The following is a 13,898-nucleotide window of genomic DNA, read 5'->3' on the forward strand; positions in this document are numbered from 1 at the left end:
GATTTAGCTTTTTAATAAGCGAAATTAGATTATACGGGAAGATACTAACTTTTACAAGCAGATTTCCCCGTATAATATATATATTCGCCACAAAAAGCAAAAGTCCTTCTTATAATTCTAAATTTTCATCAACAATTTCACCAATGTGGATTAAAATCTCATTTGCAGTCTCTTCAATCGCTTTATTCGTCACATCTAAGACGAAACAATTAAGTTTACTTGCTAATTTATTAAAAATCGCTAGCTCTTCATCAATACGTTGATTACTTGCATAAGTTCCAGCACCTGGTAAACCAATCGAGATTAAACGTTCTTGTCTGATTTTCGTTAATTTTTGTTTACTAATTTTCAGACCGATGATTTTTTTCGGATCAATTTCAAAAAGTTCATCTGGAATTTGCGCTTCTGGAACGATGGGGATATTAACGATTTTCAAGCCTTTAAGCGCTAAATATTGCGATAAAGGTGTTTTGGATGTTCGCGAAATACCAATTAATACATAATCCGCTTGCAAAATGCCTCTAGGATTACGACCATCGTCATTTTCAACGGCAAATTCGATTGCTGCAACTTTCGTAAAATACGCTTCATCCATCGAACGAACGCGTCCAGGCTCAGAAAGTGGCTTAATTTTATAGGTTTCTTCTAACTGGTTTAAAAGCGGGCCAAATAAGTCAATGATTGGCACACCAAAAGCTTGAGCAGTTTTATTTAGCTCTTCTCGAACGCTTTCTAGTACAATCGTATGGACGATAATACCGTTATTTACGGCCACTAAGTCGACAATTTCTTCAATCATGTGAGAAGAATCGACGTGGTGAAAACGATGGATAAACTTTGGTGTTTGACCAAATTGACTAAGTGCCGCTCTTGTCACAAGTTCGGCCGTTTCTCCTGTTGAATCGGAAACCACGTATACGGCTGGTTGAGTCATACATACTTCCTCCTCTTTGCTCAAAATCTTACTTTTATTTTACATTAATTTCGTCCATTTGAGCAAATTCTTTAATAAAGCTTGCAAGTTCGAATAATAATGCTAGACGGTTATTTTTCAATTCGGCGTTGTCGCTCATAACTAGCGTGTTATCGAAATAAGCATCAATCGTTGTGCGTAAATCAGCAAATGCTTTTAGTCTTTCGATGATAGTTAAACCGGCATAATCAAATTTCAGTTTTTCTAGTTTATCAAACAAAGCTTGTTCGTATTCATTTTCAAATAAGGATGGATCTACTTCCACGCCATCTTCATGTTTTTTAGAAATTTTCACTACGCGGCTAAGAGCTTCAATTGTTGGGCGGAACCATTCAGCTTCAGCGTGCTCATTCAAAATTTGTGCGCGATCAATTAGTTGTGGAATCACGTTTGGATCGCCGGCAATGACAGCATCAATGATATCATGGCGAATGTGATGGCCTTGTAGAATCACACGTAGACGATTTTTTAAGAAAGTCTGTACTTCTTTTTTCACATCTGCGCCAGGTAATTCTGCGGAACCTTCTGCACGCTCCATATCAACAATACGTGAGATAACTTCAAGCATTGGAATGTCCCAACCATTTGCTTGGATAATGCGCATCGCTCCAAAAGCACTACGACGTAAACCAAATGGATCGGCGGAACCTGTTGGAACAATATTGACACAGAAGAAACCGATTAATGTTTCTAATTTGTCCGCAATCGCGATTAACGAACCTAAATCGGTTTGTGGTAAGTCTCCTTCTGCTGAGTTAGGTAAATAATGTTCACGAATCGCGGTTGCAATTGCAGGTTTTTCACCTTGTAACAACGCATATTTTTCTCCCATTAAACCTTGTAGTTCTGGGAATTCACCGACGATATTAGTTACTAAATCAAATTTATAAATATTAGTTAGACGGATAATGTCTTGTTTGTCTTCTTCTTGCCAATCTAAATAGTCAGCAAGCATTAACGCTACTTTTTGAACGCGTTTCATTTTTTCGGTTAACGTACCTAATTTTTCGTGGAAAACGATATTTTGTAATTTAGCTACGGCTTGGTCAATCGTCATTTTTAAATCTTCTTGATAGAAGAAATCAGCATCAGATAAACGAGCGCGCAACACTTTTTCATTTCCGCGTGCTACGGTTTCAAGGTTTTCGTGGTTACCATTGCGCACAGTTACAAAATGAGGTAATAATTCTCCGTCTTGGCTGAAAACTGGGAAATAACGTTGGTGTTCTTTCATCGTGGTGATTAAAACTTCTTCAGGTAGCTCCAAATATTCTTTTTCAAAATTCCCAGCTAAAACAGTTGGATATTCGACAAGATTCGTTACTTCTTCTAGCAAGTCCGCGTCTTCTTTGATTTGCCAGTTTTCCATTGATTCAAGTTCGCGTAATTGTTCTGCGATAGCTTGTTTACGATCTTCGGCATTAATGACTACGAATTGCTCTAATAAGGCATTTGGATAGTCACTCGGTTGTTTAATCGTAGCTGTTCCTCCTAAGAAACGGTGGCCGCGTGAAGTATTGCTCGTTGCCACACCAGTGATTTCAAATGGAATGATTTCTTCACCGAACATCGCGATAAGCCATTTGATTGGGCGAATGTAACGTAAATCATTGCTACCCCAATGCATGCTTACAGGGAACGTCATACTTGTTACTACTTTTTCTAAGCTTGGCAGTAACGCGGTTGTTTTTTCGCCGATAACTTCTTTTTTAATGTAGATATATTCAACGCCTTTAATATCACGGAAAGTAAGGTCAGCTGGTTCTACTTTTTGGCTTTTGGCGAAACCTAGTGCCGCTTTTGACCAATTGCCTTCTTCGTCCAAAGCAATTTTTTTCGCTGGACCTTTTGCTTCTTCCACGCGGTTAGCTTGTTCTTCTGCCATTGCTTCGACAAGAACAGTTAAACGTCTTGGTGTCGAATAAGTTTTAACTGCGCCATATTCGATTTTATTTTCATTTAACCAGTCCGTCACCCGTTTTTCTAATTGTGCTACAGAACTAGTCACATATTGTGCGGGCATTTCTTCTAAACCAATTTCTAATAAAAAGTCTTTACTCATGACGTTTTCCTCCCTCTTCTTTGAGTAATGGGAAGCCCAATTTTTCTCGTGATTCATAAAATGTTTTCGCGATACGTCTTGCTAAGTTTCTGATTCGACCAATATACTGCGCGCGTTCCGTTACAGACACAACCCCACGAGCATCTAAAAGGTTAAATGTATGCGAACATTTCAATACGTAATCATACGCCGGGAAAACGAGTCCGTCTTGCATTTGACGTGTTGCTTCTCTTTCATATGTGTCAAAAAGCGATAACAACATGTCTGTATTAGAAGTTTCAAAGGCATATGTGGAGTTTTCGAATTCTGCTTGGAAGAAGATATCACGGTAGCTAATGCCTTCCGTCCATTCTAAATCAAACACATTTTCTTTGTCTTGAATATAACTTGCTAAACGTTCTACACCATACGTGATTTCGGAAGTGACAGGGAAACATTCTAAACCACCTACTTGTTGGAAATAAGTGAATTGAGTAATTTCCATTCCATCTAACCATACTTCCCAACCAAGACCCGCACAACCAAGGGATGGATTCTCCCAGTTATCCTCTACAAAACGGATATCATGCTCCAATGGGTTGATTCCTAATTTTTCTAAAGAGCCAAGATAAAGCTCTTGAATGTTGTCAGGAGAAGGCTTCATCACTACTTGAAATTGGTGATGTTGGAATAATCTGTTTGGATTTTCTCCGTAACGACCATCAGCTGGACGACGAGATGGCTCCACGTAACCTGCTTTCCACGGTTCTGGACCAATTGCTTTTAAGAAAGTATACGGACTCATTGTGCCGGCACCTTTTTCCACATCATACGATTGCAACATAATACAACCTTGCTCGGACCAATAATCTTGCAACGTTCTAATCATTGTTTGTAAATTCATTGCTTCCACCTCCAAAATAATTCAGCCAATATAAAAACTCTCGTCTCTATATGCTGATTTAAAGCATATAGGGACGAGAGTTAGCTCGCGGTTCCACCCTATTTGGAATTGAAATAATTCCCACCTTGATTTCGCTGTACTCCAGAACGCCTTCACAAAAAGTTAAATATCCGGCTCACACCAAACCCGAACTCGCTAAAAAACAGAGCTTTTCGTTACTATTTCCCTTCAACGTACCTATTAGTTGATATATTAAAAGATACTGTATTTTTGCTAAAAAGTCAATCGTCGCTCTCTTTTTTTAACATATTTTCCCATTTATCCATATCGCGTAAGAATTTCCTGCTTTTTAAATATAAACCGGAATATTCGTCGTAGTAAGTATCAATTGCTTTTTGGAGCCATTGTTTTGTTTCTGGTTTGACATCGATGTTGCCTAATCGATCTAATTGGAAAATGAAGAATAATCGTAAAAGCTTGACCACATTTTCCGGCAAATGCATTCGATAACGATCTCGATCAAAACAACGATGGCAAATAATCCCATTACTTCTCGTCGAAAAATCAAAATGTCCGGTTGTTTCACCGCAAATAGCACATTTATCCATGGTTGGATAGAGCCCAAGAACCGGCAACATCTTCATTTCATAAATTTGAGTAAGAATTTGCGGGTCATAACCTTCATCAATATCACGCAAAATTTGAAAGGTTAGTTCATATAAGTATGGATTCGGTTGACGTTCTTCTGTCGCTTTATCTAGCAATTCGCAAACATAGGTCGCATAAGCCGTCATAAAAATATCTTGTTGTATAGAAGAAAAGTTTTCTATCACTTCGCCTTGTTGAAGCGTCCCAAGACCATTTCCGCCAAAAAAAGTAAAATAACCATTTGTAAATAATTGAGTTACTGCGGCTAGTCTACTTTTGGTTTTTTTTGCACCACGAGCTACCACACCAATTTTCCCGAATTCACGTGTATACATTCGGACAATTTTATCTGATTCACGGTAACTTGTTTGCCGTATCACGATTCCTTCGCATTTTTCCATGTGGTAAGCCTCCTTTTTCATACGATTTATTATAACATTTTCTTTATGTTTATGTCTTTTTAAATTTTTTGCTATCTTTCCGCGCCTACCTATTGTAAAATAGAGAAAAAGGTATGAAAAGAAAGGATTTTTTTAACTATGGATATGTTACTTATATTACTTATCAGCTTATTTACACTCACATTCATAGGTGTTGTTGTGGGAATTATTTTGCTTATTGTAAGAAAAGAACGATGGGCAGGAATTATTGTTGCTGGACTATCATTTGGGATTGGCTTCTTCGTATTAATAGCTGGTCTAAACGTAGTGACTGCATCACTGTCTAAATTAGCTAATAACCCATTTTCTATTTATAATTATGAATCCGACGAAGATACGAACACTAGTAACTTCGAGGAAGACTATGATGAAAATTATTATGATGACTACACAGATGTAAACTTTGATGAAGCTGTAACGATTGAAAATGGTAGCACAGTTACTATTTCGAAACCAGAACTTTCCCAGAAAAAAGAAGGCTATGAAATTTATAAAGTAAAAGTGAAATTTGAAAACACTAGCTCTGATCCAATTGAGTTCTTTTCTGAAGACGTTTCGTTGTATGACAATACAGATGACGATTACGGACAACAAATTACAGAAGATGCGTTCTCTGGTGAAATTCAAGCTGGTGAATCAAAAGAATTAACACTATACTATGAAGTATTCAACTCAGGTCCTTATGACGTAGAATATGATAACTATAACTGGACTGAACAAACAGCCGAATAAGTAAAAGCATCTGGCACACAATCAAAATTGTGTGCCAGATGCTTTTTTTTAATACTCTTCGCGGTCGAAACCGTAGTCTTGTAAATAATGTTCTTTGTCGCGCCAATTCTTTTGAACTTTTACCCAGATTTCTAAAAATACTTTAGAACCGAGTAAGCTTTCGATTTCTTTTCTAGCGCGCATGCCGATTTGTTTAAGCATTTGACCTTGTTTGCCGATAATAATGCCCTTTTGTGTACTTCTTTCGACTATAATTGTCGCATTGATAGTAAGTTTTTCTGTTTTAGGATTTTTTTCGATTCCTTCGATAACTACGGCAACCGAATGCGGTACTTCTTCCCTCGTTAATTGTAAAACTTGTTCACGAATTAGTTCGGAAATGATGAATCGTTCTGGATGGTCCGTAATCTGATCTTTTGGATAATACATTGGGCCGATTTCTAAATTAGCATTTGTTTGCTCTAATAAGTTAGGTACGTTATTTCCTTGAAGCGCTGAGATAGGAATGATTTCTTCAAAATCCATCAATTCGCGGTACTGTTCGATTAATTTGAATAAATCTTCTGGCGCAATCAAGTCGATTTTGTTAATCAAAAGAAAAACGGGTGTTTGAACATTTTTCAGTTTTTCGATGATAAATTCATCGCCGCGACCAAATCCAGTAGATGCGTCGATTACGAAATAAATTAAGTCTACTTCTTGGAACGTATTTAATGCGATTTTTACCATGAAATCGCCTAGTTTATGTTTTGGTTTATGTATCCCTGGTGTATCAATAAAAACAATTTGTGACTCGTCTGTTGTGTATACCCCTTGTACTTTATTTCTTGTAGTTTGGGCTTTATCACTCATGATTGCAATTTTTTGACCGATAATATGATTTAATAAAGTTGATTTCCCAACATTAGGTCGCCCAACAATAGCTACAAATCCTGATTTAAATGGTTCGCTCATAACATGTCCTCCGATGTGAATGCGCCTGGTAAAAGTTCTTTCACTGTTACCGTCGCTGTTTTTCCTGTTAAGTTTGTTAAAATTACTGGCATATCTGGTGCGCAAAACTCGCTGATGACTTGTCTACATGCCCCGCACGGCGAAACTGGGCCATCTGTATCTGCTACGACAACCAGTTGTTTGAAATCTCGTTTGCCTTCTGATACAGCTTTAAAAATAGCTGTTCGTTCTGCGCAGTTTGTTAAGCCAAATGATGCATTTTCGATATTACAACCAAGTACGACCTCATCGTCCGTCGTAACAAGAGCTGCTCCTACTGGGAATTTCGAGTAAGGAACATACGCAAATTCTCTTGCTTGTTTAGCGAGTGAGATAAAATTATTTTCTTTCATTTACCAAGTCACAATCCCTTCTTTTTATAAAAACATCTGGCAAAAGTATGGTATGAATATAATTAGTCCGATAAAACTGGCAACAAATGCGGCTAGTAATACCGCACCTGCAGCTACATCCTTCGCTTTCTTCGCTTCATCAATATACTGTTCTGTCGCTACATCTACGGCTCGTTCAATCGCTGTATTGACCATTTCTAGGATTAACACGCCAAAAATAGATAGGATTAACAATGTCCACTCTGATTTAGTGACATGAAAGAAAAAGCCGCAAATAACAACAGCAAGGGCTGCAAATGTATGGAATCGCATATTTCGTTCTTCTAAAAAAGCTGTTTTTAGCCCAGTAAAAGCATGGCGAAAAGATTCTGCATAATTTTTACTGCGTTTATATTTTCTATCTTTCAAGTCCATAAGCATCCAACACTTCTTTTTGTAAGCCGAACATTATTTTTTCTTCGTCAGGCTCCATATGATCATACCCAAGCAAATGCAGTAATCCGTGAACTGCCAAGAATCCTAATTCTCTTGCTTTTGTATGTCCGTAATCTTTGGCTTGTTCTTCTGCTTTTTCAGTGGAGATGATAATATCGCCAAGCATACGAGGTGTTTCAAGGTCGAATTCGCCCCAATCAATCTCTGTTTCCCCGTCGCCCATTTCTTCCAGTGCGAAAGAAATAACATCCGTTGCTTGATCTTTGCCGCGGTATTCCCGATTAATTTCACGAATCCCTTCATTTGTTGTAAAAGTAAGCGAAAGTTCCGTTCCTTGTTCGATTTTTAAATAACCAGCAGCAAATTGCAGAATGTTTTCCACTAGTTCTTTATCTTCGTCAGGTAGCTTGTTTGTTTCATCCAGTAAATCAATCTCTAAGACCGTCATCTTGTGTCCTCCCTATTTCAATCTTTGTCATCAGGATATTGAATTCGTTGATGATATATTCCGTTTAATGTGGCGATTAATGTGTCACGAATGATTCTAATTTCTCTAATCGTAATATCACACTCTGTAAATTGCCCATCTAGGAAGCGATCTTTAATGATTCCGTCAATAATTTCTGTTATTTTTGCCATCGTTGGTTCTGTGGAAGAACGTACCGCAGCCTCCACACTATCGGAAATATTGATAATCGCAATTTCTTTCGTTTGTGGTTTTGGTCCACTGTAACGATAGTCCGCTTCTTTTACATCCGGATTGGTCTCTTTTGCTTTAAAATAGAAATATTTAAGCAAAGTAGTACCGTGATGTTGCAGTGCGATATCAATAATTGGTTGTGGCATGTGATTCTCTTTTAAAATCTCCGCGCCATCTTTTGTATGCGAGAGAATTATATCACGACTTTGCTCTGGTGTCAGCCTATCATGCGGATTAATTCCTTGTAATTGATTTTCTACAAAATACGGCGGTCTTAATGTTTTACCAATATCGTGATAAAAACATCCAACCCGAACAAGTAAGCTATTGGCACCAATTTTATCAGCACATGCTTCTGCCAAATTGGCTACCATCATACTGTGATGATACGTACCAGGTGCTTTCATTAGTATTTTTTTCAGTAATGGATGGTTTGGATTAGCTAGTTCCACTAAACGACTAGTAGTCAATAAGCCGAAAATTGTTTCAAATAACGGAATAACTCCGACGCCGAGAATAAAGGCACCAAACCCACCTAAAAAGGCGTATCCGATTGCCATTAGCGTAGAAACTTGTAATAGCGTACTGTTGTTTATGAATAATAATAGTAACACATAAACCATATTTATTAGACCAACCATAAAGCCTGAGAACATAATGGCTGAACGTCTGCTGTAATCACGCAATGCTACGACACTTGTCATACCACTCAGTAGGATAAAGACAGTTATACCACTGTTTGCGTCATTTTGAAATGTTAATAAGCTTGTAACAGCGATAAAAATGACACTCAAAAAGGCATATTTTTCGTTCAGTAATATTTTTAGTATCATCGGCGCAAATGCTGCCGGGAATAGGAAGGCTATATTACTGATATTTTGCGTTTCTAAGAATAAAATAATTAAAAGCATGAATAACGAAACAATATATACAGAAGAAAAAATCAGCATCGTTTGCATTTTTTTCGCTTTAGGTTGCGTCTGTTTTTTCGTATAAAGAAACAGGATTGCTGCGAGCGCAATAATGAAAATAGCAAAACCGGCATATTGTTTTACAGGCATTTTTTGATCAAGTAAATGCAGCATTTTTAACTGACGGTAATTTTCTCTATCAACGATTTGGCCTTCTTGGACAATAACTTGCCCTTGTAAAATTTTTACTGGAACGACCGATTGTGCTGCTTCTTTTCGTCTGGCGTCAGTTTGCTCTTCGTTATAAATTTCGTTAGGTACGATTGCATAAGAAACTAAGGCTTTTGATACGCTTTTGTAATAAGAAGGTATGGCAGATAGTTCGATATCATCGCGTGCTCTAATTTTAACGGAATTTAGATTCTCATCACGGATTTTGTTCTCCATGGTTTTGGCCACTTCAGTTGTTACGACATCTTCCATGATGTTAAAATCTTTATTTTTCGCTTCGATTAAAGTTGTAAGTACTTCATCGGATATGTTAGAGGTTATTTTTTCCGATACATTGTTGGATAATTTATCTTTTAAGTTTTTTAATTTCGTTTCTGTAGTTGTTGGAGCGGGAACAGGTTTATCCTCTTTTTCAGCTTTTTCTTTATTTTTTTTGTCGTTATCTTCAGCCTCTGCATTTACTTCATTTACATAGGCGAATACACTTTGGATTAGGGCTACTCGATTTTGACCCGTTTCACGATTGTAGACATAGACATCTTCTACGGCATCGCTTGCTTTGGTCCGTTCTTCTTTGGTTTTTTCTGTGTCTTCCACTGTTTGCGGCGAACGAATCGTTTTTTCAGCAACTTGGAATAATTTGACATTGTATGATTCCGGTTTCGTCATTTGGCAAACGAGAAAATACGCTATAACAGCAAAACAAACAAGGAGCAGCGGAAAAAGGTATTTCTTTCCACTTTCGATGTACCAATTTCTCCATTTCTTGGGTAGTTTCACATCTTAGTCTCCTTTCTAATTTTGTTTCCCTTCGTAGGCTTTAATTATTTCAGCAACTAATGGGTGTCTGACTACATCATGGTGTTCAAAATAAACAAAACCGATATCTTTAACGTCTTTCAAAACTTGTTCTGCGTTGACAAGGCCGCTCGTTGCGCCTTTTGGCAAGTCAATTTGCGTCATATCGCCGTTGACAATCATTTTAGAATCATAACCAAGGCGTGTTAAAAACATTTTCATTTGTGCGATGGTTGTATTTTGCGCTTCGTCTAGGATGACAAAAGCATGATCTAGCGTACGTCCCCTCATATAAGCTAGAGGAGCTATTTCAATGACGCCGCGGTCCATTAACCTTGTTGTATGCTCTGTGCCAAAAATATCGTATAGCGCGTCGTATACAGGGCGTAAATAGGGATCTACTTTTTCTTTTAAGTCTCCTGGTAGAAATCCTAAGCTTTCGCCGGCTTCAACAGCAGGTCTTGTTAAGATGATTTTGCTGACATTTCCTTTTTTCCATGCGTCTACAGCCATAACTACAGCAAGATATGTTTTACCAGTACCAGCTGGGCCGACGCCGAAAACGATGTCGTGTTTTTTGATCATTTGAATATACGTTCTTTGTCCGAATGTTTTAGGGCGAATAGGCATCCCTTTGGCATTCTTCGTAATTTCTTCTTCAAATAATGTGTGGAAGTAAATTAATGTGCCGTTTCTTTGCATTTTGACTGCTTGGGCGATATCACGACCGTCAATATGAATGCCGCGTTTTACGGTTAGAATAAGTTCATTTAAGACGGCTGTCGTATGTTGTACAGGTTCTTCTTCTCCTGTGATGGATAGTGATTCTCCCCGTGTAATAATTTTTACTTGAAGTAATTCTTCTAAAAGTTCGATATTCTTATTATTATTGCCGAATAAATCTTGAATATTTGTGTCATCAGATAATTCGACTACTTCATTAAATTCATTTAGCATTGGCTAACCCCTTCACCTGTTATAAGTGCCTTGATTAGTTATATTATACACGAAATTGCCTTGCTTGAAAAACGAAGCGATAGTAACTACGCAAATCGAGTAAAAATACGCATAAAAAAACAGGATTTCCTCCATAAGATACGAAGGAACCCTGTTTCTTAATGTTTCAAAACTAGTTTGAATTAGTTTATGAAAGATATTTTTTTACGAATTGGTTAACAGCACCGCCGTCAGCTTTGCCTTTTACTTTAGGCATAATTGCGGACATTACTTTGCCGAAATCAGCTTTACTAGATGCGCCAACTTCTTCGATAGTTGCTTTCACAATATTCTCAAGCTCTTCAGGAGTCAATTGTTTTGGCGCATAGTCCTCTACAATGACAATCTCGGAACGGACTTTATCAGAAAGGTCGCTACGTCCAGCTTTGTCAAACTCTGCTAGAGAATCTCTGCGTTGTTTGAGTTCGCGGGAAATCACGGTTACTTCATCATCCGGAGTAAGATCTTTCACACCTTGGTGAATTGCTTCGTTTTGTAAAGCTGCTTTTAACATACGAATAACGGAAAGTTTTTCTTTCTCTTTATCGCGCATCGCTTGTTTCATATCTTCATTTAACTTGTCAAGCAGTGTCAACGAAATCATCGCCTTTTAATTAGAATTTGCGTTTTCTTGCTGCTTCGGATTTTTTCTTACGTTTTACGCTTGGTTTTTCATAAAATTCGCGCTTTCTGGATTCTTGCAAAGTTCCACTTTTGGAAACAGTACGTTTAAAGCGACGAAGAGCATCTTCAAGCGATTCGTTTTTACGAACTACTGTTTTTGACATCTCTCTTTCCCTCCCTCCGGCACTTACATGCACTCACTTAAATCCTTCATTTAAGTTCCAGAATAGGACATAACGGAAAATAAATTATGAATTATTCTGAAGTAATGCAGATAAGCATTCACTCATTAAAAATTATATACGAAACATCGGGCATCGTCAACATGAAATCGTTAACTTTCGCATAAAACTTTGAAATGTTATTCGTTTTTACTTTTATAAAGGTCAAAATAGAACGAAGCGGCGGATAAAACATAGAGCGGAGCAGTTTCTGTTCTTAAAATTCTCGGGCCGAGTCCAGCGAGTTGTGCATTCACTTCTTGAAGGAAAACTAGCTCTTTTTCGCTAATACCGCCTTCTGGTCCGAAAATGCATAAAACAGACTGTCCTGGCTTGATTGTTTGGAATAAACTAGCAAGCGCGCTAACCTCACCTTCTCGGGCACTTTCTTCATAAGCAGCAATTACGTAGTCATAATGAACATGATCGAACATTAATTCTTTAAAACTAGCTGCATAATGTACTTCTGGAATAATTGTCCGATGTGATTGTTCGGCTGCTTCTTGCGCAATTTTTTGCAGGCGTTCGATTTTTTTGATGACTTTTTTATCATCCCACTTCACTACAGAACGTTCTGCTTTAAAAGGAATAAATTTGTGCGCGCCTAGTTCGGTAGCTTTTTGGATGATCAGTTCTAGTTTGTCTCCTTTTGGGAGGCCGCTCGCAATCGTGATTTCAATTGGTAACTCGGTAGATTCCTCCAACCATTTAACGAGATTTAATAGCACTTCCTCGTCATTAATGGCAGTTATCGCGGCGATACACGTTTTTTGGCTTGGAAAGGCGATGAATACTTGGTCGGATTCTTTCATTCGCATAACACGAGTCATATGATGAAAATTTTCTCCCGTTATACTGATTGTATCGTTATCGTTTTCTAGCTCATTTGTTACGAAATAACGCTGCATTTATTCCACTCCTCGTTTGGAAATAATCGCAACCCAGTCCCCTTGTTGCTCAATTTTCTCGATAATAAGTCCCGCTTTTTTCAGCGCTTCTTCTACTACTTTCGCTTTATCTTCAATAATTCCCGAAGCGATGAAAATCCCGCCTGGTTTTAGTGCCGCATAAACATCGTCAGGGAAAAGTAAAATAACTTCTGCTAAAATATTGGCAACTACGATATCAACATTTGTTTTATTAATATCTTGAAGAAGATTGTTTTGTTTTACTGTAATAATATGCTCGGTTTTATTTAACGCAATATTTTCTTCTGCTGCACGCGTGGCAATTTCGTCAAGGTCTGTTGCTAAAATGGACTTAGCGCCTAATTTGGCACTGGCAATACTTAATACGCCTGAGCCGGTTCCAACATCAATGATATCGTCGCCTGGTTGCAAATAGTCACTTAATGCACGAATACATAATTGGGTAGTCGGGTGAGTTCCTGTTCCAAAAGCCATTCCTGGATCCAGTTCAATGATTATTTCGTTTGCGGATGCTTCGTAGGATTCCCAGCTAGGCACGATGGTAATTCTGTCGGTGATTTGAACCGGATGATAGTATTTTTTCCAAGCAGTAGCCCATTCTTCATCATCGACATCATTCACAACAAATTGAAACTTACCTAATGGGATATCAAAAGTTGTGAGGTTTTTCAAAGTTTGTTCGATTTCTGGAATTTGCTCCACGAATTCGGTCGTTTTTAAGAAATAAGCTTTGATGATTACGCCGTCTTCTGGGTAATCTTCGCGTTTAAGTGCATAAATTTCGCCAAATTTATCTTCGCGTTCGCGCAAAAAGTCAGCTACATCTTCAATTGATACGCCTGCTGCGCCAAATTCTGTTAAAACATTCGCCACTGGCTCTACTGCTTCATTTGTTGTATGGACTTCTACTTCTGACCATTCCATTTTTTAACACTCCTTTAGTATGTAGAAAAGGTCGATGGTTGCTTC

The 13,898-nt window shown here is 37.9% G+C and carries 15 protein-coding genes and 1 other annotated feature; of the genes, 1 reads left to right on the forward strand and 14 read right to left on the reverse strand.

Features of this window, described 5'->3' with window-relative positions:
* Positions 1-109 precede the first annotated feature (109 nt).
* From HCJ30_RS06130 to recO, 4 genes are all read right to left on the reverse strand, one after another.
* Positions 110-934 carry a pyruvate, water dikinase regulatory protein gene (locus HCJ30_RS06130; protein ID WP_003730433.1) on the reverse strand — a complete coding sequence of 275 codons (825 nt, stop codon included), beginning with the start codon at positions 932-934 and terminating at the stop codon, positions 110-112.
* A 34-nt stretch (positions 935-968) separates the two neighbouring features.
* On the reverse strand, positions 969-3,035 hold the full coding sequence (glyS, locus tag HCJ30_RS06135) for a glycine--tRNA ligase subunit beta (protein ID WP_185391385.1): 2,067 nt from the start codon (positions 3,033-3,035) through the stop codon (positions 969-971).
* Entirely contained in the window at positions 3,028-3,918 is an 891-nt protein-coding gene (gene glyQ, locus HCJ30_RS06140) for a glycine--tRNA ligase subunit alpha (RefSeq protein ID WP_008947835.1), read from the reverse strand. Before glyQ ends, glyS begins: the two co-directional genes overlap by 8 nt.
* 66 nt (positions 3,919-3,984) lie before the next feature.
* Positions 3,985-4,159: a binding site (T-box leader), on the reverse strand.
* A 40-nt stretch (positions 4,160-4,199) separates the two neighbouring features.
* Positions 4,200-4,967, reverse strand: a complete 768-nt coding sequence (gene recO, locus HCJ30_RS06145) for a DNA repair protein RecO (RefSeq protein ID WP_185391386.1) — start codon at positions 4,965-4,967, stop codon at positions 4,200-4,202.
* Positions 4,968-5,105: 138 nt separating this feature from the next.
* Between recO and HCJ30_RS06150 the strand changes: the two genes are divergently transcribed.
* On the forward strand, positions 5,106-5,738 hold the full coding sequence (locus tag HCJ30_RS06150) for a DUF4352 domain-containing protein (RefSeq protein WP_185391387.1): 633 nt from the start codon (positions 5,106-5,108) through the stop codon (positions 5,736-5,738).
* Positions 5,739-5,786: 48 nt separating this feature from the next.
* On the opposite strand, the gene era is transcribed toward HCJ30_RS06150, so the two are convergent.
* The 10 genes from era to prmA all read right to left on the reverse strand — a co-directional run bounded on the left by era (position 5,787) and on the right by prmA (position 13,853).
* Positions 5,787-6,692, reverse strand: a complete 906-nt coding sequence (era, locus tag HCJ30_RS06155; RefSeq protein ID WP_185391388.1) for a GTPase Era — start codon at positions 6,690-6,692, stop codon at positions 5,787-5,789.
* The gene (locus tag HCJ30_RS06160) at positions 6,689-7,084 is read right to left on the reverse strand and encodes a cytidine deaminase (protein ID WP_008947839.1); all 396 of its coding nucleotides are present in this window, start codon (positions 7,082-7,084) and stop codon (positions 6,689-6,691) included. Before HCJ30_RS06160 ends, era begins: the two co-directional genes overlap by 4 nt.
* A gap of 24 nt (positions 7,085-7,108) precedes the next feature.
* The gene (locus tag HCJ30_RS06165; protein ID WP_185391389.1) at positions 7,109-7,504 is read right to left on the reverse strand and encodes a diacylglycerol kinase family protein; all 396 of its coding nucleotides are present in this window, start codon (positions 7,502-7,504) and stop codon (positions 7,109-7,111) included.
* The gene (gene ybeY, locus HCJ30_RS06170) at positions 7,482-7,967 is read right to left on the reverse strand and encodes an rRNA maturation RNase YbeY (RefSeq protein WP_185391390.1); all 486 of its coding nucleotides are present in this window, start codon (positions 7,965-7,967) and stop codon (positions 7,482-7,484) included. Before ybeY ends, HCJ30_RS06165 begins: the two co-directional genes overlap by 23 nt.
* A 17-nt stretch (positions 7,968-7,984) precedes the next feature.
* Positions 7,985-10,141, reverse strand: a complete 2,157-nt coding sequence (gene pgpH / locus HCJ30_RS06175) for a cyclic-di-AMP phosphodiesterase PgpH (RefSeq protein ID WP_185391391.1) — start codon at positions 10,139-10,141, stop codon at positions 7,985-7,987.
* Between the two features lie 15 nt (positions 10,142-10,156).
* A complete protein-coding gene (locus tag HCJ30_RS06180) occupies positions 10,157-11,116 on the reverse strand; it encodes a PhoH family protein (protein WP_003726017.1) in 960 nt (319 codons plus the stop codon).
* 187 nt (positions 11,117-11,303) lie between these two features.
* A complete protein-coding gene (locus HCJ30_RS06185) occupies positions 11,304-11,750 on the reverse strand; it encodes a GatB/YqeY domain-containing protein (protein WP_003736634.1) in 447 nt (148 codons plus the stop codon).
* 19 nt (positions 11,751-11,769) lie between these two features.
* The gene (rpsU, locus tag HCJ30_RS06190) at positions 11,770-11,943 is read right to left on the reverse strand and encodes a 30S ribosomal protein S21 (RefSeq protein WP_003719762.1); all 174 of its coding nucleotides are present in this window, start codon (positions 11,941-11,943) and stop codon (positions 11,770-11,772) included.
* Positions 11,944-12,140: 197 nt separating this feature from the next.
* Positions 12,141-12,908, reverse strand: coding sequence for a 16S rRNA (uracil(1498)-N(3))-methyltransferase (locus tag HCJ30_RS06195; RefSeq protein WP_185391392.1), 768 nt, complete (start codon positions 12,906-12,908; stop codon positions 12,141-12,143).
* Positions 12,909-13,853: a 50S ribosomal protein L11 methyltransferase gene (gene prmA / locus HCJ30_RS06200; protein WP_185391393.1), complete on the reverse strand. Its 945-nt coding sequence runs from the start codon at positions 13,851-13,853 to the stop codon at positions 12,909-12,911.
* Between the last annotated feature and the right edge of the window lie 45 nt (positions 13,854-13,898).

It is taken from the genome of Listeria cossartiae subsp. cossartiae (assembly GCF_014224155.1).
Taxonomy (GTDB): domain Bacteria; phylum Bacillota; class Bacilli; order Lactobacillales; family Listeriaceae; genus Listeria; species Listeria cossartiae.